Origin of the sequence: Maribacter corallii (genome assembly GCF_047345415.1) — a bacterium.
In the GTDB taxonomy this organism is placed as follows: Bacteria; Bacteroidota; Bacteroidia; order Flavobacteriales; family Flavobacteriaceae; genus Maribacter_C.
In genome coordinates this window covers 990980-1012291 of record NZ_JBLFEP010000002.1, presented here as the reverse complement: position 1 = coordinate 1012291, position 21312 = coordinate 990980, and the positions used below count along the sequence as shown (strand labels likewise).

The following is a 21312-nucleotide window of genomic DNA, read 5'->3' as shown; positions in this document are numbered from 1 at the left end:
TACGCCTAGGCCATCCTGCTCTTGATATATTTTATTTGCCCATTGTGGTTCGATTCATGTTCCACTACATGAAACCATTTGCAATAATTGTTTGTAGGTTCATTCGCAAAAAACTCCGTAGATTCCATCAACCAACTATCATCTCTCTTTTTCAATACTTCTTTGGTGTTTTCACGAACCATTTCGAGTTTATCGGTATAAAAGGACAGCGGATTACCCCTTAGCTCCTTTCGGGCACGATCCCCCAAGCGACTACCGACATTCCAAATGTCCGTATCCGCTTTATCGAAATCACCCCATTTTCGGCCTTCAAACGTATGTATTTGGTAAAAACGTTCCGTAGCCGCCAGATGCATCAGCATCGCTCCTATGGAATTTGATTCCTCGTCCAAGAGAAAGTCAAGTTCTTTCTGTGACATGCCTTTGACTGAGCGCAAGACCGTAAAACGCATCCAGTCCATCATAGAGACCAAAATGCTGATTTGATCCGTAAAACCTTCTCGTTTACCGAATATATGCATGCCCTCACTCAAGTTGGACATTGGCGAACTGGCGAAGTACATTTGGGGTAGTAACAGACCGGCCCCGAAAAGGCTCCCTGTCTTGATGAAATTTCTTCTGTGGTTGGTTGTTTCCATGGGTTGTGGTTTTGATTCCCCATGAATGTACTACAATTCAGCGACTGTACGGGTAACACCGTTTCGATTTTAGGGTAATCGCCCATTCCATACCGGTAATTCGAGGAAAAACAGTATTTTAATGGGACTCAAAATCATGTACATGAAAGTGTTCGTTCAATGTTCAATCGCCTTTTTTCTCTGCGCTATGTCATCTGCCCAATTCGATATCAATTATGAAGAAACCGAAGTACCTGAATTCAAGGTGCCAGAGCCCCTAACCACTTTTTCTGGGGAGCGAATCAGTATTCCCCAGGAATGGGATACCAAACGGAGGCCTGAAGTTTATGAATTCTTCGAAAGAAAAGTATATGGTAAGGTCCCCGGGCCGCTTGATAAGGTCACTTTCAAGACTCTGGAGGAAGGCAATAACGCCTTGGGCGGAAAAGCCCTGAGAAAGCAGGTCGAAATTACACTTCTGAAGAATGGAAAATCGATTCGCTTTACCCTGCTCATTTATCTGCCTAAAGGAGTGTCTTACATTCCTATTTTTTTAGGCTATAATTTTCATGGAAATCACACCGTCACAGCGGAGGACGAGGTATTGATATCCAACGCCTGGTCAATGAACAACGCGTCGCTAAACATCGACAATCACAAACTTACTGCAGCCTCTCGAGGGGGTAGGGCCCACCGTTGGGCGGTTGACAACATCATCGAAAAAGGTTTTGGTTTGGCGACAATCTATTACGGGGAAATTGACCCAGACAAGAGTGATATGAACGACGGTATTCATGCGCTGTTTTACGAAAAAGGACAAGAGCGACCGAAACGTGACGAATGGGGAAGTCTTTCGGCTTGGGCCTTTGGGTATAGCAAGGCTCTTGATTACCTACTTACGGATGACGCTATCGATCCGACAAAAGTAATCGTGTTCGGCCATTCCCGTCTGGGCAAGGCGGCGTTATGGGCGGCGGCAAGTGACCAAAGGTTCGCAGGCGCAATCAGCAATAATTCAGGTTGTGGCGGAGCGGCGCTGTCCAAACGTAGATTCGGAGAGACCATCAACGTTATCAACACCCAATTTCCACATTGGTTTTGTCATAATTTCAAGGGGTACAACAACAACGAAGAAGCCCTACCGGTGGATCAACACCTCTTGCTCGCGCTCGTCGCCCCAAGACCCTTATATGTGGCCAGTGCCAAAGAAGACCAGTGGGCAGACCCCCAAGGGGAGTTTTTATCGGCATACCATACGTCAAAAGTATACGAACTATTTCATAAAAAGGGAATTTCGGAAGCGCAACTACCCGAAATACAACAACCGATACAAAACACAGTCGCTTATCACTTAAGAGCCGGAAAGCATGATGTAACGGAGTATGATTGGGAACAGTATCTCATATGGGCCCATAAGATGTTCAACATCAATCCCTGAACTGGAGTTTCTCGAAATTATCGATGGGTTGATCTTTATAAACCAATGTCCAATTCAAGGAATTTGTCAACACATAAAACTTTTGAAGCTCGCTCAACAGACGGTTTTGGGCATTCCCTTTTAGGTTTGAAGCTTCGATTTTTTTTAATAAAGAAGCATTGATATTCTTCTTGATCTTATTGTAATCGGAAGCACCAAAAGGATTTAGATAATCGGCAGTCACATCATAGTATTCAAAATCGGGACTGATCTTGATTTCGGGTTCTGGAATGCTCTTTACATAAAGTGTTCTATTCACCTCGTCTACCACGAAATCGATTTGGCTCAAATCATAGGCGATAGCTACTTCGGCATTGACAACGACCAAGGCCTTTTTGTCCGCGGTAATCAGCGGCCCGAATAATTCTTGTGAATCTTTGTAGTTGTATACTTCCGCAAAATGACCTTCCGTAACGATCAGCTTCGAAACATTCGAAATTTGCTGTTGAATCAGCATGGTATTCTCTTGAAGGATGGATTCCTGCTTTTTATCGGCTGCGCAAGAACGGAAAATGAGGACTCCTGACAAGGTAATCAGCATACCAGCTACTACTTTTTTCATACGCTAGGGGGTTTATCTATACTGTAATGGACATGAGGCCTATCTTAAGTCACGCGCCTGTTTGCCTTTAGGTAGTTATAAATTTCATATGGAAATACCGGTCTTGAAGATACTTAATTTTCTCGTTCAAAGACTTCAAAAACTGTTGATGCTGTTCGGAATCGGGATTAAAAGGCCGGTGCTCTAGTCCTTTTTGAACGGCCTCCACCTTGTTCATAAGCGGATATACTTCTTGGGAAATCCAAACTGTTTTGAACTTTTCCCAAATATAATCGATAGCTAGTTGGTTCGGGTGAATCATATCAGCTTCATAAAACCGATAGTCTCTAAGTTCGTCCATTTGGATTTCGTACGATGGGAAATAGGTACAGTTGCTCGTCTGCGCTCGAAATGACAGGAAATCATGAATTGCCGTTATTAAGTGCGCCTTGCTTCTTTGGTTTTCCACAAACCCATCCTTTAGATGTCTAACAGGAGAAATGGTAAAAATTACTTGCGCTTTTTCATTAAGTGAACCTATCAAGTTCACAATGTTTTCTAAACCCTTCCGAATTTCCTCAACGTTTAACAACTCTTTTGAAAACTCCTGTTGCGGAACTTTATGGCAATTTGCCACAATCGAGTTGGATTCCTTTTTTCGATACACCCATGCTGTTCCAAGTGTAATAATGATATGGGTTGATCTGTTGATTTGCTGATTCGTTTCCTGAAGACCCTGATTTAGTTTTTGAAGTAATTTTTCTGGAGACGGGTCACTCAATTCGGAATGCGCATCAAAGCAATGCCAGCGCTCATTTAAAAAGAAAATATCCTCCTCTGAAAATGCTTTCTTTTGAACGGCTTTTGCAATCAACTTTTCAATGGCTAGCGGATGAAACAGAATTCCGAATGGGTTTTGCAACAACTGAAATTTGAAATACTCCAATTTGCATCCCATGTTTTCGGAAAAACAGGACCCCAGTAGCACTATAGCGCTCGTATAATCAATCTGAGTAATGACCGGTTTCAACGGTATGGTGGTCTGTAATTTCATCGCTATGAAAACTGCTTCTTGAAAAATACAAACTTAATCTTCATTATGGAGTATTCATAGGCGTATGGCCGTTTTTAAATTAACATTCCCTACTAACACACTAGGATAGAATATTGTATCTTCACTACATTCAACACCGATCAACCTATGAAGCAAAACGTAAAAGTACTGCTATTTTTAGCCTATCTCGGCGTACTCCTTCTTGGCTGCAGTGATAGCTTTTTGGAGAATAAGACGGTGCCTATTCCTGAAACTGTGGAATTTCCACCGCTGACCATTGAAGAAATTGAAGAAGAATTCGCCAAGCTTACTATTGAAACGGGCATTAATGATTTTTCAATTCGTATTGCGAACAATCAAACCTGGGATTTCCGGATCATTGCCCCTGAAGTATTGGATAATGAAACTGTTCCGCTCTTCGTAAATCTTCATGGTGGGGCCCTTACGCTAAGAGCGGATGCACATAAGGGAACGGCTTGTTTGATAGAACCCGCCTTGAAAGACATGAAGGCATATATCTTAAGTCCGAATTCGAAGGGCCTCCTATGGTATGATGCGTTGAACCAGTGGCAGGTCGTCAATCTCGTTGATTTTGCGCTAAAATATCTACAGGTCGACTCGGAAAGGGTGGTTGTCACCGGATACAGTGATGGAGGCAATGGGAGTTGGTTTTTATCGGACGAATACCCCGAACTGTTTTCGGCCGGAATACCCATGGCTACGGCATATGGCCTATCCTATGAAAACGGGCTTCTTCAAAGAACGGAAATTCCTATATATGCGATCCAGGGTGAATTGGATGAATTGTTCCCATATACCAATACCGAAACCTATGTTGAACAATCCTTAAGTGTCGGTAGTGATGTCACTTTGGTACAAGCCACAGGTTTGACCCATGGGGAACCCTGTAATTACCTCCCATACCTCGAAGATGCCATTTCGTGGCTTAAAACTTCGGTTTGGAACGAATAAACGAGCACCTTCTAGGACTCAAAAATCCCAAGTCTTATTGAAGATATTCTTTTACCTTATACAAGGCCTCGGCAATACCACCGGGATTCTTACCTCCCGCGGTAGCAAAAAAAGGCTGTCCTCCACCTCCACCTTGAATGAACTTGCCCAGTTCTCGAACTATGGTGCCGGCATTCAACTCTTTAGCGGCTACCACTTCCTTGGAAATGTAACAAGACAATAGGGCTTTTCCGTTCTGTTCGGTCGCAAAGAGCAAAAACAGGTCGTTTCTATTCTGCCCCATCTCAAAGCAAAGGTCTTTGATTCCACCAGCATCCAAATCCACCTTCTTGGCCAAAAATTGAATCCCGTTGCAATCTTCCAGTTCGTTTACCAAATCTCCTTTTAGGTTCTTCGCCTTGTCCTTTAGTAACTGCTCTACCTCTTTCTTGAGCTTGATGTTTTCTTCTTGCAATGAAGTAACGGCTTTCAGCGGATCTTGTGCGTTATTCAACAGGTCTTTTATTTCATACAACACACGATTGTTCTCAAAATAGAAATCCTTTACCGCATCGGAGGTTATGGCCTCGATTCTACGGATCCCGGCTGCTACTGCTCCTTCCGACCGGATTTTAAAATGCCATATGTCAGCGGTATTTTTTACATGTGTACCTCCGCAGAGTTCAATAGACTGACCAAAACGAACGGTGCGCACAGCGTCTCCATATTTTTCCCCGAATAAAGCCATGGCCCCTTGCGCCAAGGCCTCTTTCATAGGAACACTCCTGTTTTCCTCAAAAGGCAATTGACCCGCAATTCGCGCATTGACGAAGTTCTCTACCTCCCGTAACTCGTCAACAGTCAGTTTAGCATAGTGCGAAAAATCGAAACGCAGGTATTTCGAATGTACAGCCGACCCTTTTTGCTCTACATGGGTTCCAAGAACCTCTCGCAACGCTTGGTGCAGCAAGTGTGTAGCTGTATGGTTCGCCTCGGTTCGCCAACGTTGTTTTTTATCTACGGAAGCTTTAAAGGTCTCGCCTGTCTTCTTGGGAAGGTTCTTTGAAAAGTGAACGACCTCATTGTTCTCCTTCTTGGTATCGATGATATAGACGACATCACCATTTGGGGATTCCAAATAGCCCTTGTCACCGACCTGACCACCGCCTTCAGCATAAAACGGGGTCAAATTGAATACCATTTGATAGTGTTCTCCATCTTTTTTAGAAGTCACTTTCCGATACTTTACGAGGGTCACATCAGCTTCCAAGACATCATACCCAACAAATTCTTGCTCCACATCGTCAAGAAGAACGATCCAATCCTCCTTAGAAATTTGAGACGCCGATTTCGATCGGCTTTTTTGCTCCTGCATTGCGGTCTTAAAACCGCTTTCGTCCAATTCATACCCCTTTTCTTGCAAAATCAAAGCGGTAAGATCGATCGGAAAACCATAGGTGTCGTAGAGTTCAAATGCTTTTCGGCCATCTACCAGTTTCCCTTGGGTATTGACAATAACGCTATCTAACAACACCAACCCTTGTTCCAAGGTTTTCAAGAACGAATGCTCCTCTTCCTTGATAACGTTCTCGATAAGTTGGTGCTGCTCCTTTAACTCTGCAAAGGCATCGCCCATAGTATCGGTCAGCACTCTGACCAAACGAAACATGAATGGCCCTTTTGTATCCAAAAAAGTGAATCCGTAACGTATGGCCCTCCGTAAAATTCTGCGAATCACATATCCCGCCCCAGTATTGCTGGGCAGTTGACCATCCGCAATAGAAAAGGAGACCGCCCTGATATGGTCTGCGATAACCCGAATCGCGATATCGGTATCCTCGGCTTGGCCGTATTTCGAATTCGTGATCGTCTCTATTTCACGAATTATCGGGGTAAAAACATCCGTGTCGTAGTTCGATTCCACATTTTGTAGCACCATACAAAGTCGTTCGAAACCCATTCCGGTATCGACGTGCCTTGCAGGCAAGGTTTCCAACTTTCCGTCCGCCTTTCTGTTGTATTGCATGAAGACCAGGTTCCATATCTCAACAACCAACGGATGGTCTTCGTTCACCAAAGAAGCTCCAGGTACTTTGGCCTTTTCTTCCTTCGAACGAATATCGACATGTATTTCCGAACAAGGTCCGCATGGGCCCTGATCACCCATCTCCCAAAAGTTGTCCTTTTTATTGCCCATGATGATGCGGTCTTCGGGCACGATGGCCTTCCATAAATCAAAAGCTTCCGAATCCATTGCTAGATCATCGGCATCATCACTTCCTTCAAAAACGGAAACATAGAGACTATCCTTATCGATTTCACAGACCTCGGTGAGAAACTCCCAGGCCCATGCTATGGCTTCTTTTTTAAAGTAATCACCAAAACTCCAATTCCCCAGCATCTCGAACATCGTATGATGATAGGTATCTTTGCCTACCTCCTCCAGATCATTGTGCTTTCCGCTTACGCGAAGGCACTTTTGGCTATCCGCGATACGCTTGTGTTTTGAACTCGTGTTCCCAAGAAAAAACTCCTTGAATTGGTTCATTCCGGCATTGGTGAACATCAAGGTGGGATCATCTTTGATGACCATGGGCGCAGAGGCCACGATCTTATGTTCTTTCCCTTCGAAAAAGTTCAAAAACCGCTTCCTGATTTCTTTGGAATTCATAGAAAATGCTAAGGTTTGACAAAAATTAACGGTTTGTACAAAACAATTTTTATATTTGTTTGTTCTGTTAAAACGAATGCACAAAAATAGAATAAAATACATTCATGTCTAAAGTAAAGTACTATTACGATCCGGACACGCTCTCTTACCGAAAGATAGAGACCAATAAATCGCGCCGCTATCGAAATATTGCTTTGTTTTTTCTGGGCTCTTTGCTTTTTGGACTTTTAGGATTGATTTTACTTCTGAACACCAATTTGATCAACACGCCTAGAGAACTTTCTCTGGCCCGCGAACTGAAAAACTACGAACTTCAGTTTGAACTGCTCAACAGGAAAATGGAGCAAATCGAATATGTACTGGCCAATATCGAGGACCGCGACAATAATATTTACAGGCTTTACTTTGAAGCAAATCCGATACCTGAAGAACAACGTCGTGCCGGGTTTGGAGGTATCAACCGCTATAAATCACTCGAAGGTTTCAACAATTCGGAAATGGTCATTGCTACGACCAAACGTTTGGATATCATCAAGAAACAAATGACCATTCAATCAAAGTCTTTGGATGAGATTACAAAATTGGCCGCTGAAAAAGAAAAACTGTTAGCTGCCATTCCGGCCATACAGCCCATCAACAATGATGAACTCACCCGAATGGCCTCAGGTTATGGTTGGCGTTCCGACCCCTTCACTAAGGCAAGAAAAATGCATTGGGGTATGGATTTCACAGCGCCAAAGGGTACGCCCATCTATGCCTCAGGAGATGGCAAAGTGACCAGGGCCGATAATAATTCCTCTGGGTACGGAAAGCATATCCGAATCGATCATGGCTATGGCTATCTTAGTCTTTATGCCCATTTGAGCAAGTACAACGTCAAGAGGGGTCAAAAAGTGAAACGAGGTGATTTGATCGGGTTTGTGGGCAGTACCGGACGATCGGAGGCGCCTCACCTGCACTATGAAGTATTCAAGGACAAGGAAAAGATCAATCCCATCAATTTCTACTATGGCAGTTTGACCGCCGAGGAATTCGAGAACATGCTGAAATACGCAAATCAAGAAAATCAATCGCTGGACTAATGCAAGTAGAGCTACCCGAAAAACGCTATTACGGTATTGGTGAAGTCGCCAGGGCTTTTGATGTCAATACATCGCTGATCCGTTTTTGGGAAAAAGAGTTCGATGCGTTAAAGCCAAAAAAAAATGCCAAGGGCAACCGAAAATTCACCCCTGAGGATATCAAAAACCTCAAGCTTATCTATCACCTCGTAAAAGAACGTGGCTTCACGCTCGAAGGGGCCAAGACCCATCTAAAGGAAAGCAAGCAAAAGACCCTTACCAATTTCGATATTATCGATAAACTTCAGCGCGTGCGGGCCGAACTTGTAAAAATCAAAGAACAACTATAAATACCATTGTAAACACTAGAAATTCTTGTTTCGGCAAGAATGACATTAAACAACACTGATTATGAAAAAAGGATTGATTGTACTGATTGTTGTTGCGATTCTCGGAATAGGATTGTACCAATGGGCCGTGGGTTTTAATAATACTGCGGTCACTTATGAGGCAAATGCCAAAACCGCTTGGTCGAATGTCGAAAGCTCGTACCAGCGCAGAAACGATTTAATAGGCAATTTGGTCAAGACCGTTCAAGGAGCTGCTGATTTTGAAAGAGGTACACTGAAAGATGTCATCGAGGCCAGGGCAAAAGCCACTTCGACTTCCATTGATGCCAACAACCTAACTCCTCAGAACATGGCTGCCTTTCAACAGGCACAGAGTGGCTTGACGGGTGCATTGAGCAAGTTGATGGTCGTTGTGGAGCGCTATCCCGAATTGAAGGCCAATCAAAATTTCCTAGATCTGCAATCACAGTTAGAGGGCACGGAAAACCGGATCAATGTGGCACGCGATCGCTTCAATGAGCAGGTGAACATCTACGATATTCATACCACCAAATTCCCCGGAAAACTGTTGGCAGGCCTATTCGGTTTCGAAGAAATGGCCCGCTACTCGGCCGACCCCGGCTCTGAAAACGCACCCGACGTAGATTTCGATTTTCAATAATCGATCTTCATGTCGCGCGTCGAAAAATTTTTAAGCGAGGAGGAAGAACAAGACATTGTTCAGGCCATACTGGAGGCCGAAAAAAATACCTCCGGTGAAATTCGGGTGCATATCGAATCCCATACAAGACTTGACCATTTTGAGCGTGCCAAAGAGGTTTTTCACCTGCTTAAAATGGACAACACCAAAGATGAAAATGGGGTACTTCTCTATGTGGCGGTCAATGATCGAAAGTTTGTAATTTACGGTGACCGCGGTATTGACAAGGCGGTACCCCAAGACTTTTGGAATACGACCAAAGATATCATTCAAGAGCATTTTCACCAAGGTAATTTCAAACAGGGCATCATAGCAGGAATCCTTAATGCGGGAAAAGAACTTGAAGCACACTTTCCATGGCAGCATGGGGATCTAAATGAACTGAGCAATGAGGTATCTAAAGGTTAATTTACACCTCATCGTCTTCTTTTTCTGTGGATTGGCCCTCGCGCAGTTTCAAATTCCTCCAAAACCGGAAAAGGAAACCAGCGTTTATGACTATATCAATCTACTATCCGCAGATCGGAAGAATACTATAGAACAAAAACTCATCCGTTATTCGGACAGTACTTCCACGCAGATCGTAATCGCTATTATTCGTTCGACAGAAGGAGAAAACATCAACTATCTCGGGGCCCAATGGGGTCAAAAATGGGGTATCGGGCAAGCGGATAAAGACAATGGCGTACTGATACTCTTGGCAAAGGATGATCGAAGAATCGCCATCAATACAGGTCAAGGTGTTGAGTTTGCCCTCACCGATGCCATGTCAAAACGTATTATCGACAATGTGATCGTGCCCCGATTTCGACAAGATGATTACTATGGTGGACTGAATGCGGGTGCAGATGCCATTTTTCAGGTGTTGAACGGTGAATTCAAGGAGACTCGTGACTTCTCTGACCAACAGGACTTTCCTTTGGATACGCTCCTCCCTTTTATCATCTTCTTTGTTATTTTGATTATTCTCTCACGTCGCAATCGAAGAGGAGGTGGCCGTAATGGCGGAGGACGTTCTAGCGGACTCGATCTTTGGGATATCATCATCCTCAGTAATATGGGAAGAAGTAGTGGTTCTAGTGGCGGTTTCGGTTCTGGCGGGGGCTTCGGTGGCGGTTCTGGAGGCTTCGGAGGCGGTTTTGGTGGTGGTGGCTTCGGTGGCGGAGGTGCTTCTGGAGGGTGGTGATGGTTTGGAGGTTACCTAGTCCTTTTCCTATGAAATATCAAATATCCAAGACCTAGAGCTTAACGCTTAACAAAACTACTTCTTTCGCATGAAAATCGAAATAGGTACTCCTGAAAAATCGAATTGTTCCCGTAGTTTATTTTCCAAGTATCGTTTATACGGTTCGCGCACATACTGGGGTAAATTACAGAAGAAAGCGAACTGCGGATAAGGCGTCGGCAATTGTGTACAGAACTTGATCTTTACGTATTTGCCTTTATAGGCCGGAGGCGAATAGTTTTCAATTATGGGAAGCATCGTATCGTTCAACTTACTCGTTGAAATACGATTACTTCTATTTTTAAAGACTTCCACCGCGGTTTCAATAGCCTTGTAAATACGCTGCTTGGTCAATACGGATATAAAAAGAATAGGCACATCGACAAAAGGCTCAATCGCTTTTTTAATTTTTTGGGTGTACTGTTTCATGGTATTGGTCTCTTTGTCTTCTACCAAATCCCATTTATTGACCAAAATGACGATACCCTTGTTATTCCGCTGCGCCAACCAAAAAATATTGGATACCTGCCCATCAAAGCCACGGCTGGCATCAAGCAACAACAGACACACATCACTATGCTCAATGGCGCGAACCGACCGCATTACCGAATAGAACTCCAGATCTTCCTTCACTTTGGCCTTTCTGCGGATTCCTGCCGTATCGACCAAATTGAATTCGAACCCGAAACGATTGTATTTGGTGTCGATGCTGTCTCTCGTAGTTCCTGCGATATCAGTAACGATATAACGCTCTTCCCCTATCAGCGCATTGATAAAAGATGACTTGCCGGCATTGGGTCGTCCGACGACCGCAAATCTCGGCAAATCGCTTTCTTCGGCTTCCTTTTCGGGCAATACCTCGACCAAGGCATCAAGAAGTTCACCGGTTCCACTGCCGTTGATGCTGGAAAGGGAAAAATAATCGCCAAGTCCCAAGGAATAAAACTCCACGGCATCTTCGCCACGTTTGGCATTGTCCACCTTATTCACCGCCAGAAATACCGGTTTATCAACACGACGCAATAGCTTGGCCACGTCTTCATCCATTCCGGTTACCCCTGCCTCAACATCGACCATAAAGATAATCGCATCCGCTTCTTCAATCGCTAACTCTACCTGTTTATCGATTTCTTGCTCAAAAATATCCTCACTCCCAAGTACATACCCCCCGGTATCGATCAAGGAGAACTCCTTTCCGTTCCAGTCGCTTTTTCCATAATGACGGTCACGGGTGACCCCACTTACGGCATCAACAATGGCTTCCCTTCGTTGAATCAAACGATTAAAGAAAGTAGATTTGCCCACATTTGGCCTTCCAACGATAGCGACAATAGCACTCATCCCATTTATTTTTTGAGGTGCAAAAGTAATTCTATTTTATTGAAGTTAAGTGTTTTGGTTTAAGGAACGTCTTTTGCAAAGTAAAAACAATCAACAGGTTGGGTGTAAAAAAAGGCCCCTAGGCTCTTCCATTAGCAACCTAGGGGCCATACTACTTGTAACAAATACTATTTTATTTCGTAAATGGAAATGGTATTGGAGACCTCATGCGTGAGTACTAGGAGGTTTTCACCAGAGGGGGATTCCTTTGCAGGAATAACCAATAACCCTTCAGGCCCGACATCAGAAGCATCGACAAGCCATTCGACAAATTCCGGCGCATAGGGATTGCTAATGTCATATACCATGGCGCCACCAGTTCTTTCGAGGCCCACGAAGAGAAGAACGGACCCATCTTCCAGTTCAAGTGTAGCTACTGCTTCAGGTTCGGAACCTTTGTCATCACTTCGACCATCTGCCTCACCCTCATCATTGTTGAATAGCGTGGCATTGATTTCGAAGGTTCTTCGTCCGATATCATCACCACTGTCATAGACCAGTCCCCCATGGGTATTCCAGATGGTAAACGAACGACCTCCATATCCATAAATCCGGTCAAAATCCCCATCTCCGTCAATATCACCATTGGCGGTTGTCGTTTTCAGCCTTCCAAGGTTTTCATCTTTCTGCAATTCCCCTGCGTTTGGAAAAACAACCGGATCTAAAAGTAGGTCCTTGACCCGTTCTTCTTCGGAATAGCCATCATAGTCTCGGGCATCACCTTCGTTGGCCGAAATGATATACCCACCACCGTCTATAGTAGCATAGGTAATGGCATCGGGTTGGTAAAAACTCAACACGGGCCAGTTCTTGAAGTTGCCGATGATATTATCCCGATTACTAGCGTCCATCGTGTTGCCGTTTTTTGTAAAGTCCTTGACGCCTAAGCCGAAAAGTTGACTAATGGTCATGGCCTTCAAATCGACTACTGCCATACCATTATTCTCTTGCAAGGCGATGTAGGCATACTTGCTATCGTCACTGATGGCCACATACTCTGGTTCCACGTCCATGGAAAGCGATGCATTGGGACCGAAAACTCGAAAATCATTTCCCACTACAGTTCCGTTGAACTGGGAGAAATAAAGAGTATTCACCTGATTCTTTTCTACATCGACCACGGTGATACTCCCTTCGGGATCTATCGTATAGTCATCATTGGGCTCTCCTTCGTTGGCCGCGACAATATACTTTCCATCCGGACTGAAAGTGACCATATCAGGTAAGGCTCCTGCAGGGTAAGTGTTTTGGGCTACCATAGTCTCCGTATCATAGGTAATGATACTACCATCGGCCTGCTTATCTTGATTTTCGACAGCAATGGCCAACAAGCCATCCCTTACGGCGACACTATTCGGTGTTGCGGGTAGGGCAATTCCCGACAGCTTACTAGCTGATTGGGGGTTTGAAATGTCCCATACCGAAACCTCGGTCTCGTTCGGATTGACGACAAAGAGTTTTTTGGTCTTTTGGTCATAAGCACTTATTTCGGCGAAGCCCTCGTCTCCGGAACCGTTGGAAAAGGCAGTAACTTTTGTGAATTTTAGCGCGGATGATGGCTGAACCGGATCACCAATAAAATCATCTATTAATTCGCATGAAGAAAGGAATAGGGCTGCGGCCGCAACGGATAGCATCTGGGTTTTTTTCATCTTACAGATCAGTTTTTAGTTAACTCCAAAGATGAGTTTCCCACTTAAATCAAAAGTTAGGCTAAAAACAACGAACGTTTAGTAAAATGAAAAACTAAGGTTATGAAAGTTTTGATACTGTTAACTGAGGACTACTCCTCGAAATTTGAATCGGAGTATTATGTTTGCTTTTCTTCTGAAAAAAAGGAAATCAAATTTCCTTGGCCAACAAGGGAATTACCGAAGAAGGATTTTTATTACCTGACAGGTATGGTTCACTAGGAATACGTTTTCTCACCATCTTGGCAGGCGCTCCGTAAACGACGACACAATCGGACACATTGCCTACGAGCAACGATCCCGCTCCTACAACAGAATGTTCACCAACCGTAATATTTTCGATAACGTTGGTGCCCAAGCAGATGGCAGAACCCATTCCTAAGATAAAATTGCCCCCCACACATACATTGGGGGCCAAACTTGAGAAATTATTCATAAAACCATCGTGGTCTAAAGAAGAATTGGTATTTAAGATGCAGTGATTTGCGATAATCGCATTTGCATTGATCGTAACACCGGGCATTACAACAGAGCCACGACCGATTTGCACGTCTTTACCTACCTGAGCATTGGGGTGTACCGCACTTACATAGTTGAATTCAGGTACGATTTTCAGAATTCTGTCCACGACTAGATTACGTGTCCAGTTATCTCCAATAGCAACGATTCCACCATAAATCTGGTATTTATCGATTAGCAGCGGTAGGTCGTATTCACTGCCAAGTACCTCATAGCCATTTACCTCAGTTCCTTTCTTTTTGAAAGAATCTACAAAGCCAACAACCTTGTACTTTGCCTCTTTTTCAATGCAGTCAAGGACTACACTTCCATGTCCGGAGGCTCCAAAAATAACTATGTTCTGCATTTAATCGGGGCTTTTATGCATTTCATCGATGATTCAAATATAAAAAAAGTAATCTGTAAATTGTTAATAAGTCCTCTTTTTTCGTTGAAATGTTTTTTCAGTCTATTTCATCGCCTTCATCTAGAGAACTATTAAACCTCAGATTTATTGCACTTTTTTTAAATCTGTTCGATGACGCTATAATATGTACGGGAAAACATGAGCTATTGGATCAGTACTGCTCTATTTTTGATTATATCCAAAACGTTTTAGTTGTCTTTCGTTGCTTCTCCAGTTCTTATTCACCTTCACATAGAGCTCAAGATGTACCTGTTTACCGAAGAACTTTTCGAGGTCTTTTCTAGCCTCTATTCCCACACGTTTCAGGGCACTTCCCTTATGGCCAATAATGATTCCCTTTTGAGAATCGCGCTCTACCATAATTACCGACCGCATACGAATGATAGCTTCATCTTCGAAAAATTCTTCCGTATCGATTTCGACCGCGTAGGGTATTTCTTTCTTGTAGTGCAGCAGTATTTTTTCGCGTATCGTCTCGTTGACGAAAAAACGTTCTGGCTTGTCGGTCAGTTGATCTTTAGGGTAGTATGGGGGCGCTGTGGGAAGTAGTTCCAAAATTCGTTCGAATACATTTTTAACATTGAAATTAGACAAGGCCGAAACAGGGTGTAACTCCACATTGGGCAATTGTTCTTGCCAGTATTGCACTTGTTCTTCTAACAATTCTTGGGTTGCAGTATCGATTTTGTTCAACAACAACAAAACCGGCACCTTGCTCGTTGAGATTTTCTCGAAAAAAGCCTCGTCTTTCAAGGCCTTCTCTCCTATCTCGACCATATATAGTAAGACATCCGCATCTTCAAAGGCCGATTTCACGAAATTCATCATCGAATTCTGAAGTTCGTAAGCGGGCTTTATGATACCCGGGGTATCCGAAAGGATGACCTGAAAATCGGCACCATTGACAATACCCAAAATGCGATGGCGCGTGGTTTGCGCTTTAGACGTTATAATCGACAACTTTTCGCCGACAAAGGCATTCATCAAGGTAGACTTGCCCACATTCGGGTTACCAATGATGTTAACAAAGCCTGATCTATGATTTTTGTCCATAATTCAAAGATACAACTATGAACTCTTCCCGACCTTTTCTAAATGAAAAAGGCGGGAGTTCCCGCCTTTTTATTGCACTACCGAGTTCCCCCGATACGGTAGTGCTCAATCTAACTCAAATAAGTTATAGTTTGGCCAAGAACTACGTGCCAAAATCTCGGCTTTCATGGTCTCGTACATTTTTTGGTTCAATGTTATGGGAATCAACCTCGTATTGGTCACTATGGAATAATTAAACTCTTCATTAAGCCTACCCACGACGGCCGAGGTGCCTGGCAACGACCCGAAGAAAACCCATTCGTCGAACATAAAATAACTACCCGTCATAGCGGCTGGCGAAACAATATCGGAAACACCAGCTTGTCGATCAATGCCAATCAAGAACTTCGTCAAATCGGTGGCGCTGGCCGTCCATCCACCAAGGGCATCTATTCGCTCAATATTGTAGGCATAGGCACTAAAAGCTTCTTGTACCGTGTATTCCACTTCATTCGGCAACTTATTTTCCATACCGTTCTTACCGATGTTCATTTCTTGAATGCCCAAAGGAGCGAGTATCTTCTGCTTCACATAATTCTCGTAGGTCATCCCAGATAGTTTTTCAATGATTCGTCCCAACATACAATACCCGAAATTGCTGTAGTAATAGGTCTGGCCGGGCACGGTTGCCAAATTGCGATTGTCGATTACGTCATCTATCAATTCTTGTAAACTCCAGTCGTAATTGACGAAGAAAGGATCGTTCGGGTTATTCGTGAAACCTGAGGTATGGTCAAGCAAATGGCGCACTGTAATATTCTCAATATTGGTTTTATACGGAGGGTTTCCAAAATCGGTTCCTAAAATTCCATTCCCCCCAAATACCGTGTCATCAAAATCCAAGAGCCCATCATCCTTCATTTTTAGAATGGCAATCGCCGTAACGACCTTTGAGACACTCGCGATCCTATATACCGATTCATCGGTAACTTGTTCGGTATTGGATAGATCTGCAGTGCCGTAATGGGCTTGATAGACCAGTTTTTCCCCTTTGGTAATGGCCAATTGCATGCTTGGCGCATTGTTGGTTTCCATTAGTTCTTGAATAGCGCTATCGATATTCGCAAAGTTCGCCTCGGCTGTCAGGCTATAGTCTTTTGTAGAACCGTCTTCCGCTTCAACGGTAAGGGTCACGGGCGATGAGAAATCGAGAGCAGTACTGTTGTTGCTGACCTCATTGCCATCGGCCTTCAATTTGGCCTTATCGGACACCTGATATGAAACTTTTAGTTGGGAAAGATCCATTCCAAAAGGGAAAAACAGCTTCAAACTTGTTCCCGTTTGTTGTACATCGCCATCAATGCGTAAATCAGGGTTATTGGCCGAAGTCACCGAAAACTCGATTAACTCCTTGGCACTTGATAAGGTGGTTTCCTCTGGAGGCGAGATGACTTCCATAACCTTCACAGGCTCTGGAGTGTTATCCTTGCTACAATTGAACAAGAGCAAAGAGAGCAATAGTAATACAAGTTGTTTTTGGTGTTTCATTCCATCTTTTTTTAAGGGTTCTATGCTCATATCGCAAAGGTTCAAAAATGTCATCACTAAAAATTTCTTGATGACATTTTTTCTTTTCTGCGATACCCTAGTGTAACCCGTAAAACAGATACTCATGAAAACGACAAAGATAATCCTCTTCATAGCTATGGCAATTATTCTGAAGGCCTGTGGCAGCAGTGATAAAGAAGCCGCTCAAACCAGTTCGACCGATACTTCTTTCTCCTTATTCGGAAACTCCAAAAAGACCTATGAATTCAAAGATCCCAAATCAGGGCTATTGGTCTCCACAGCGACCTATCCTTCCGATTGGGAAATCCAAACGAAGGCCGAATACAAAATCGACCCCATCATTCCCGCCTTTCGCTATCAGATCAAAGATTCCGATGGCATGCAAGCCTTCAATACACCGATGAAAATGCATTACGCCAGTACCAGTCCCCAGATTGAACAAATGATGCGCAATTCAGGTAAAAGCAATGTGAAAAAATTGTTGAGCCCACAGCAATTGGCACAATCTGAGATCGCCCCGAAACTTCAAAGTAAAGGCTTCTCCTATGAAAGCTCCAAGACTTTTCCCGGTCTAGAGCAAAAGGCGCTTAAAGCGGCTAGAAAAAATACAAGTGCACCAATGGATATCAGTATTAGCGGTACTATCTGGAAAAACAGCCAAGGGCAAAAAGCCCTTGTTGTTCTGAACCATGGGAAAATGACCCAATCTACTGACAACGGACAATCAATAATCGCCTGGATGTACTCCACCGATGTACTTATCTCAAACTCCAATGACTTCGATCAAAATGTAGCTGATTTTATCAAGGCCAATCTTGATAGTGAACCTACCACCGAATGGGACAATTACATGGCCCAACTCTCGGCCAAACGGAAAGAGGATACACGACGCCAGGCACAGGCCTCGGAAGCACGAATGCAACAATCGGCCCTTGCCCACCAACAACGTATGGCGCAACGACAAGCCAGTTTTAATGCCCATCAACAAAAAATGCAAGGTATTTGGGCCGCGCAAGATGCCAGTCATGCCTCTTTTATGAACCGTAATTTCGGAAGTGGAAGTAGTGCTGGGCAACAGAACTTCGTAAACATGATCCATGGTGAAGAAACCGTAACCCACCCTAATGGAAATAGCTATCAAATAGAGGCAGGTGCGCAAGAAACCTGGATGGATAATGATGGCAATTACATCAATAGCAATGACTTATTCTTTAACCCAAATGCGGATAACTCTTTAAACCATACGGAATGGTCAAAGGTTTGGGAAGACTACTAAAAAAGAAGAACAAACCATCACAATTGAAGCTAAAGCGTACCACTTAAAATAACAGATACTTATGAAGAAAACAGCAATCAAACTTTCCATTTTCATAGTCATGAGCATGCTCGTAACCGCATGTTCGAATGATAACGATGAAGTCATAAACGTACCTTTTGCCGGAGAATGGTCAGGCACCTTTTCTGGCGGCGACAGTGGAACATGGTCTATTACCATCAGTAACAGCGGTTCCGTTTCCGGAGAAGTATTTTCAGCGAACCTCCAAGGGTTTTTAGATATAAACGGCAAGGTAGATACCAGTGGTGATTTTAGGGCCACCGCTGGTTCTGCTGCAAATGGGGCAACCTATACGGGCACCTTCACAGAGAATTCGGGTTCCGGGGAATGGGAAAACTCTGCGGATCAGATTTCAGGAACCTGGGAAGGAAATAGAAACTGATAGCTTGAAGCCTATTGGAAATAATCAACAAAAAACACACTATGAAACGCACAACATACATTTTAACCTTATTGATTTTATGGGTTCTCCCCTTTGGTTGCAGTTCGGATGACCCCATCGATACCGTGGTCGACCCCGTTCAAAAAGAAGAACCAAAAGACCCGGAGAATCCAGATGAACCAGAAACACCTACAACAGGAGGATTTCAGATGGCAGATGTGGTGGTGAGCCTTCCGGCCGAGAGCGACGTCAACCTCATGTCGACCACCTTCCAATCGTTAGGAAAAACGATTACATTGACAAACGGTGTCGCTACGGAAGTTCCCATAAACACGGGTAGTTATGAACTTGGGTACCTTCTTGACGATTCGAACAATGTGTTGTTGGCCGGATTTCTCTCCGACAATCGCAAAGAGTTGAACCTAGAGACCACGGCCGAAGTAATGCTGTACTATGCCCTTGATTATTACCTACTTCCGGAAAGCGGAAAAAAGGCCTTTCTGGACAATGTGCGAAAACTACCCAGTTTTAGCAGTCTTGTAAGCGGCATCACGGATCTTTTTGTACAAGACCCCATGATGTATAGCGCCGGAACGTATACTTCGGCACTCGAAACGACAGTCAGCCAAATCACAGCTAAAAAAACGGATACGAATCTGTCATCAGCCAGGATATTCTTCAAGGATGACGCCACGAAAAGTGGTGTTACCCTCTCCAGTGTGGACTCTACACATATCAGACTTCAAAACGCCCTTCCACGCCGGTCGGAAGTTGTTATCTATAAAAAATCCGTTACGGACCGAAATGGCAATGTCATGGACATCGCGAATTATTTGGACAATCCGGTGGGGAATTTTGAATTGGAAACCGGTAAGTTAAATCAAATTGCCGAATTGGAAGTTGGCAGTCCACTAGCACAAATCAGCACACAACAGGCATCAATTGACAATGCCTCCGACTCCGGGCCGATCTTACTTCCGGTAAACCCGGCAACCGAGTTCGTAGCTGAATACGAGGTAGTTCTTATCGGCTCGGGCCTTGATCGTGCAGACGCAAGGAACATGACGGCAGAAGAATTGCGCATCTATACCGATTTGACCAAAAAGACCTATATACTTGACTACTTCCTTCCGACCTTACTCGATGTCGGTGGAAACAAATCGCTGTTGCCTCCTTTCGGGAGTACTAAGGAAGCCGCGCTGGTCAATAGTGTTCTTCCCGTTTTAGAGCAATATCCCGATGTAATGCAGCGGGTCATCCAAAATGAATTCAAGGAAGCCACCAAACTATTCTTACCGGCACTCTATGATGATATCAGGCTTAGCAACGATCTAAGGAACCTGCTCCAGGAAGTATACCAGACGCTTTCCGGAAACGGGGAATTCCCAAACACATTCATTCAGAGTCAAGAACTTATCGAAACCGGATTGGACAGAACAAAGGTCATCTTGCGTACGATAGACCAAAATATCAAGGCGACCAACACCCGAGCGAACTTTGGCAATCTGCGTACCGAAGCCTTCAACTTTGAAAGCTGGTCGGTAAAATCAATTGATGCTGTGGTTGAAATGCAACAAGATAATGTCGAACTATGCCTAGGAGAGGCCACAGAACTGCGGGTAACCGTTATTACCGATTTCGACCCAGAAGTCGAAGAATTCGAATTTCATTGGAGTACTAGCAACAAATTCGGAGGAAGAGTTCAGGATATTGGGGATGACGCCAATAATTTTGGAGTATCCATCGTCTCAAAAAACAACTTTGTTTCGTATATCAGTACTGCTTTGGAATCTGATTTAGGAAACGGCAACAACCCCGAGACCGTCACGGTAGTGCTATATTTCAGAAACAAAATGACAGGGGTACTTACCGAAGCAGGGCGCGACAAAATGACCGTCAACAATATCAAAACCTGTGAATCATTTACAGTACCTTTTGAAAGGCAGCCCAATTTCAGGGAAATCCCCGATTCGACCTGTCCCAATGATATCGGTTTTCAAGCGTTCAGCCCTGTACCATACCGAGCCGCATTCGAAGCGGTCGATGGTGCCATAGGATATAAAGGAATCATTACCCGAAGCAATGGACTGGTGAATGATGAAATCACATTGAATGTTGGAGACCTCGGTGACGGACTTTTGAGCTTTACCACGGGCGTAGGCAGTATTCGAATTTTCAACAGCTGTAATGAGGGGCAAGCTGAAGCCAAGGCCCAAGAATTCGTGAATTCAGTAACCATAGAGCCGGTAACCATAGCGATTACTCCCATTTTTAATTAAATGATGAATTTAATCGACATAAAAAGGAGTTAGATAGAGAAAATTTTATAACCGAATGAAAATCTGTAAAT

Annotated in this window: 19 protein-coding genes; 10 read left to right on the top strand and 9 right to left on the bottom strand. The window is 43.9% G+C overall.

Annotated features, from left to right (window positions below):
* Positions 1 to 5: 5 nt before the first annotated feature.
* On the bottom strand, positions 6 to 638 hold the full coding sequence (locus tag ACKWCA_RS09655; protein ID WP_413977975.1) for a DinB family protein: 633 nt from the start codon (positions 636 to 638) through the stop codon (positions 6 to 8).
* A 121-nt stretch (positions 639 to 759) separates the two neighbouring features.
* Between ACKWCA_RS09655 and ACKWCA_RS09650 the strand changes: the two genes are divergently transcribed.
* Positions 760 to 2055 (top strand): glucuronyl esterase domain-containing protein, encoded by a 1296-nt coding sequence (locus ACKWCA_RS09650; RefSeq protein WP_413977974.1) that lies wholly within the window; start codon positions 760 to 762, stop codon positions 2053 to 2055.
* On the opposite strand, the gene ACKWCA_RS09645 is transcribed toward ACKWCA_RS09650, so the two are convergent.
* Together ACKWCA_RS09645 and ACKWCA_RS09640 are read right to left on the bottom strand one after the other, a co-directional pair.
* The gene (locus ACKWCA_RS09645; protein WP_413977973.1) at positions 2045 to 2656 is read right to left on the bottom strand and encodes a DUF4230 domain-containing protein; all 612 of its coding nucleotides are present in this window, start codon (positions 2654 to 2656) and stop codon (positions 2045 to 2047) included. The genes ACKWCA_RS09650 and ACKWCA_RS09645 overlap by 11 nt on opposite strands.
* A gap of 67 nt (positions 2657 to 2723) precedes the next feature.
* Complete coding sequence (locus ACKWCA_RS09640; RefSeq protein WP_413977972.1) at positions 2724 to 3689, bottom strand: GSCFA domain-containing protein; 966 nt, start codon at positions 3687 to 3689, stop codon at positions 2724 to 2726.
* A 147-nt stretch (positions 3690 to 3836) separates the two neighbouring features.
* On the opposite strand from ACKWCA_RS09640, the gene ACKWCA_RS09635 reads away from it, so the two are divergent.
* A complete protein-coding gene (locus tag ACKWCA_RS09635) occupies positions 3837 to 4661 on the top strand; it encodes a dienelactone hydrolase family protein (RefSeq protein WP_413977971.1) in 825 nt (274 codons plus the stop codon).
* A gap of 34 nt (positions 4662 to 4695) precedes the next feature.
* On the opposite strand, the gene alaS is transcribed toward ACKWCA_RS09635, so the two are convergent.
* Positions 4696 to 7311 carry an alanine--tRNA ligase gene (gene alaS / locus ACKWCA_RS09630; RefSeq protein WP_413977970.1) on the bottom strand — a complete coding sequence of 872 codons (2616 nt, stop codon included), beginning with the start codon at positions 7309 to 7311 and terminating at the stop codon, positions 4696 to 4698.
* Positions 7312 to 7415: 104 nt separating this feature from the next.
* Here alaS and ACKWCA_RS09625 point away from each other — a divergent pair, with 104 nt between their 5' ends.
* From ACKWCA_RS09625 to ACKWCA_RS09605, 5 genes are all read left to right on the top strand, one after another.
* Positions 7416 to 8393, top strand: a complete 978-nt coding sequence (locus ACKWCA_RS09625; protein ID WP_413977969.1) for a M23 family metallopeptidase — start codon at positions 7416 to 7418, stop codon at positions 8391 to 8393.
* Entirely contained in the window at positions 8393 to 8722 is a 330-nt protein-coding gene (locus tag ACKWCA_RS09620; RefSeq protein ID WP_413977968.1) for a MerR family transcriptional regulator, read from the top strand. The genes ACKWCA_RS09625 and ACKWCA_RS09620 overlap by 1 nt, the downstream gene beginning before the upstream one ends.
* Before the next feature lie 61 nt (positions 8723 to 8783).
* On the top strand, positions 8784 to 9383 hold the full coding sequence (locus ACKWCA_RS09615) for a LemA family protein (protein WP_413977967.1): 600 nt from the start codon (positions 8784 to 8786) through the stop codon (positions 9381 to 9383).
* A 9-nt stretch (positions 9384 to 9392) separates the two neighbouring features.
* Positions 9393 to 9830 carry a TPM domain-containing protein gene (locus ACKWCA_RS09610; RefSeq protein ID WP_413977966.1) on the top strand — a complete coding sequence of 146 codons (438 nt, stop codon included), beginning with the start codon at positions 9393 to 9395 and terminating at the stop codon, positions 9828 to 9830.
* Complete coding sequence (locus ACKWCA_RS09605; RefSeq protein WP_413977965.1) at positions 9811 to 10608, top strand: TPM domain-containing protein; 798 nt, start codon at positions 9811 to 9813, stop codon at positions 10606 to 10608. The genes ACKWCA_RS09610 and ACKWCA_RS09605 overlap by 20 nt, the downstream gene beginning before the upstream one ends.
* A gap of 75 nt (positions 10609 to 10683) precedes the next feature.
* Here the strand turns inward: ACKWCA_RS09605 and der are convergent, their stop codons facing one another.
* The 5 genes from der to ACKWCA_RS09580 all read right to left on the bottom strand — a co-directional run bounded on the left by der (position 10684) and on the right by ACKWCA_RS09580 (position 17223).
* A complete protein-coding gene (der, locus tag ACKWCA_RS09600) occupies positions 10684 to 11988 on the bottom strand; it encodes a ribosome biogenesis GTPase Der (protein WP_413977964.1) in 1305 nt (434 codons plus the stop codon).
* A gap of 167 nt (positions 11989 to 12155) precedes the next feature.
* Positions 12156 to 13679: a choice-of-anchor I family protein gene (locus ACKWCA_RS09595; protein WP_413977963.1), complete on the bottom strand. Its 1524-nt coding sequence runs from the start codon at positions 13677 to 13679 to the stop codon at positions 12156 to 12158.
* A 190-nt stretch (positions 13680 to 13869) separates the two neighbouring features.
* A complete protein-coding gene (locus ACKWCA_RS09590; RefSeq protein WP_413977962.1) occupies positions 13870 to 14583 on the bottom strand; it encodes a NeuD/PglB/VioB family sugar acetyltransferase in 714 nt (237 codons plus the stop codon).
* Between the two features lie 222 nt (positions 14584 to 14805).
* Positions 14806 to 15696: a GTPase Era gene (gene era / locus ACKWCA_RS09585; protein WP_413977961.1), complete on the bottom strand. Its 891-nt coding sequence runs from the start codon at positions 15694 to 15696 to the stop codon at positions 14806 to 14808.
* Positions 15697 to 15801: 105 nt separating this feature from the next.
* On the bottom strand, positions 15802 to 17223 hold the full coding sequence (locus ACKWCA_RS09580; RefSeq protein ID WP_413977960.1) for a serine hydrolase: 1422 nt from the start codon (positions 17221 to 17223) through the stop codon (positions 15802 to 15804).
* Between the two features lie 124 nt (positions 17224 to 17347).
* Between ACKWCA_RS09580 and ACKWCA_RS09575 the strand changes: the two genes are divergently transcribed.
* The 3 genes from ACKWCA_RS09575 (at position 17348) to ACKWCA_RS09565 (ending at position 21241) form a co-directional block, all read left to right on the top strand.
* Positions 17348 to 18520: a hypothetical protein gene (locus ACKWCA_RS09575; protein ID WP_413977959.1), complete on the top strand. Its 1173-nt coding sequence runs from the start codon at positions 17348 to 17350 to the stop codon at positions 18518 to 18520.
* Between the two features lie 61 nt (positions 18521 to 18581).
* Positions 18582 to 18962, top strand: coding sequence for a hypothetical protein (locus ACKWCA_RS09570; protein WP_413977958.1), 381 nt, complete (start codon positions 18582 to 18584; stop codon positions 18960 to 18962).
* 41 nt (positions 18963 to 19003) lie between these two features.
* Positions 19004 to 21241, top strand: a complete 2238-nt coding sequence (locus ACKWCA_RS09565; protein WP_413977957.1) for a hypothetical protein — start codon at positions 19004 to 19006, stop codon at positions 21239 to 21241.
* The last annotated feature ends 71 nt before the right edge of the window (positions 21242 to 21312 follow it).

Excerpts from the sequence above, each read along its gene's own strand:
- ACKWCA_RS09590 (WP_413977962.1), bottom strand. The coding sequence starts at position 14,583 with ATGCAGAACATAGTTATTTTTGGAGCCTCCGGACATGGAAGTGTAGTC.
- ACKWCA_RS09615 (WP_413977967.1), top strand. The coding sequence starts at position 8,784 with ATGAAAAAAGGATTGATTGTACTGATTGTTGTTGCGATTCTCGGAATA.
- ACKWCA_RS09620 (WP_413977968.1), top strand. The coding sequence starts at position 8,393 with ATGCAAGTAGAGCTACCCGAAAAACGCTATTACGGTATTGGTGAAGTC.
- alaS (WP_413977970.1), bottom strand. The coding sequence starts at position 7,311 with ATGAATTCCAAAGAAATCAGGAAGCGGTTTTTGAACTTTTTCGAAGGG.
- ACKWCA_RS09610 (WP_413977966.1), top strand. The coding sequence starts at position 9,393 with ATGTCGCGCGTCGAAAAATTTTTAAGCGAGGAGGAAGAACAAGACATT.
- ACKWCA_RS09565 (WP_413977957.1), top strand. The coding sequence starts at position 19,004 with ATGAAACGCACAACATACATTTTAACCTTATTGATTTTATGGGTTCTC.
- ACKWCA_RS09570 (WP_413977958.1), top strand. The coding sequence starts at position 18,582 with ATGAAGAAAACAGCAATCAAACTTTCCATTTTCATAGTCATGAGCATG.
- ACKWCA_RS09580 (WP_413977960.1), bottom strand. The coding sequence starts at position 17,223 with ATGAAACACCAAAAACAACTTGTATTACTATTGCTCTCTTTGCTCTTG.
- der (WP_413977964.1), bottom strand. The coding sequence starts at position 11,988 with ATGAGTGCTATTGTCGCTATCGTTGGAAGGCCAAATGTGGGCAAATCT.
- ACKWCA_RS09650 (WP_413977974.1), top strand. The coding sequence starts at position 760 with ATGGGACTCAAAATCATGTACATGAAAGTGTTCGTTCAATGTTCAATC.
- ACKWCA_RS09640 (WP_413977972.1), bottom strand. The coding sequence starts at position 3,689 with ATGAAATTACAGACCACCATACCGTTGAAACCGGTCATTACTCAGATT.
- era (WP_413977961.1), bottom strand. The coding sequence starts at position 15,696 with ATGGACAAAAATCATAGATCAGGCTTTGTTAACATCATTGGTAACCCG.
- ACKWCA_RS09625 (WP_413977969.1), top strand. The coding sequence starts at position 7,416 with ATGTCTAAAGTAAAGTACTATTACGATCCGGACACGCTCTCTTACCGA.
- ACKWCA_RS09595 (WP_413977963.1), bottom strand. The coding sequence starts at position 13,679 with ATGAAAAAAACCCAGATGCTATCCGTTGCGGCCGCAGCCCTATTCCTT.
- ACKWCA_RS09605 (WP_413977965.1), top strand. The coding sequence starts at position 9,811 with ATGAGGTATCTAAAGGTTAATTTACACCTCATCGTCTTCTTTTTCTGT.
- ACKWCA_RS09655 (WP_413977975.1), bottom strand. The coding sequence starts at position 638 with ATGGAAACAACCAACCACAGAAGAAATTTCATCAAGACAGGGAGCCTT.
- ACKWCA_RS09645 (WP_413977973.1), bottom strand. The coding sequence starts at position 2,656 with ATGAAAAAAGTAGTAGCTGGTATGCTGATTACCTTGTCAGGAGTCCTC.
- ACKWCA_RS09635 (WP_413977971.1), top strand. The coding sequence starts at position 3,837 with ATGAAGCAAAACGTAAAAGTACTGCTATTTTTAGCCTATCTCGGCGTA.
- ACKWCA_RS09575 (WP_413977959.1), top strand. The coding sequence starts at position 17,348 with ATGAAAACGACAAAGATAATCCTCTTCATAGCTATGGCAATTATTCTG.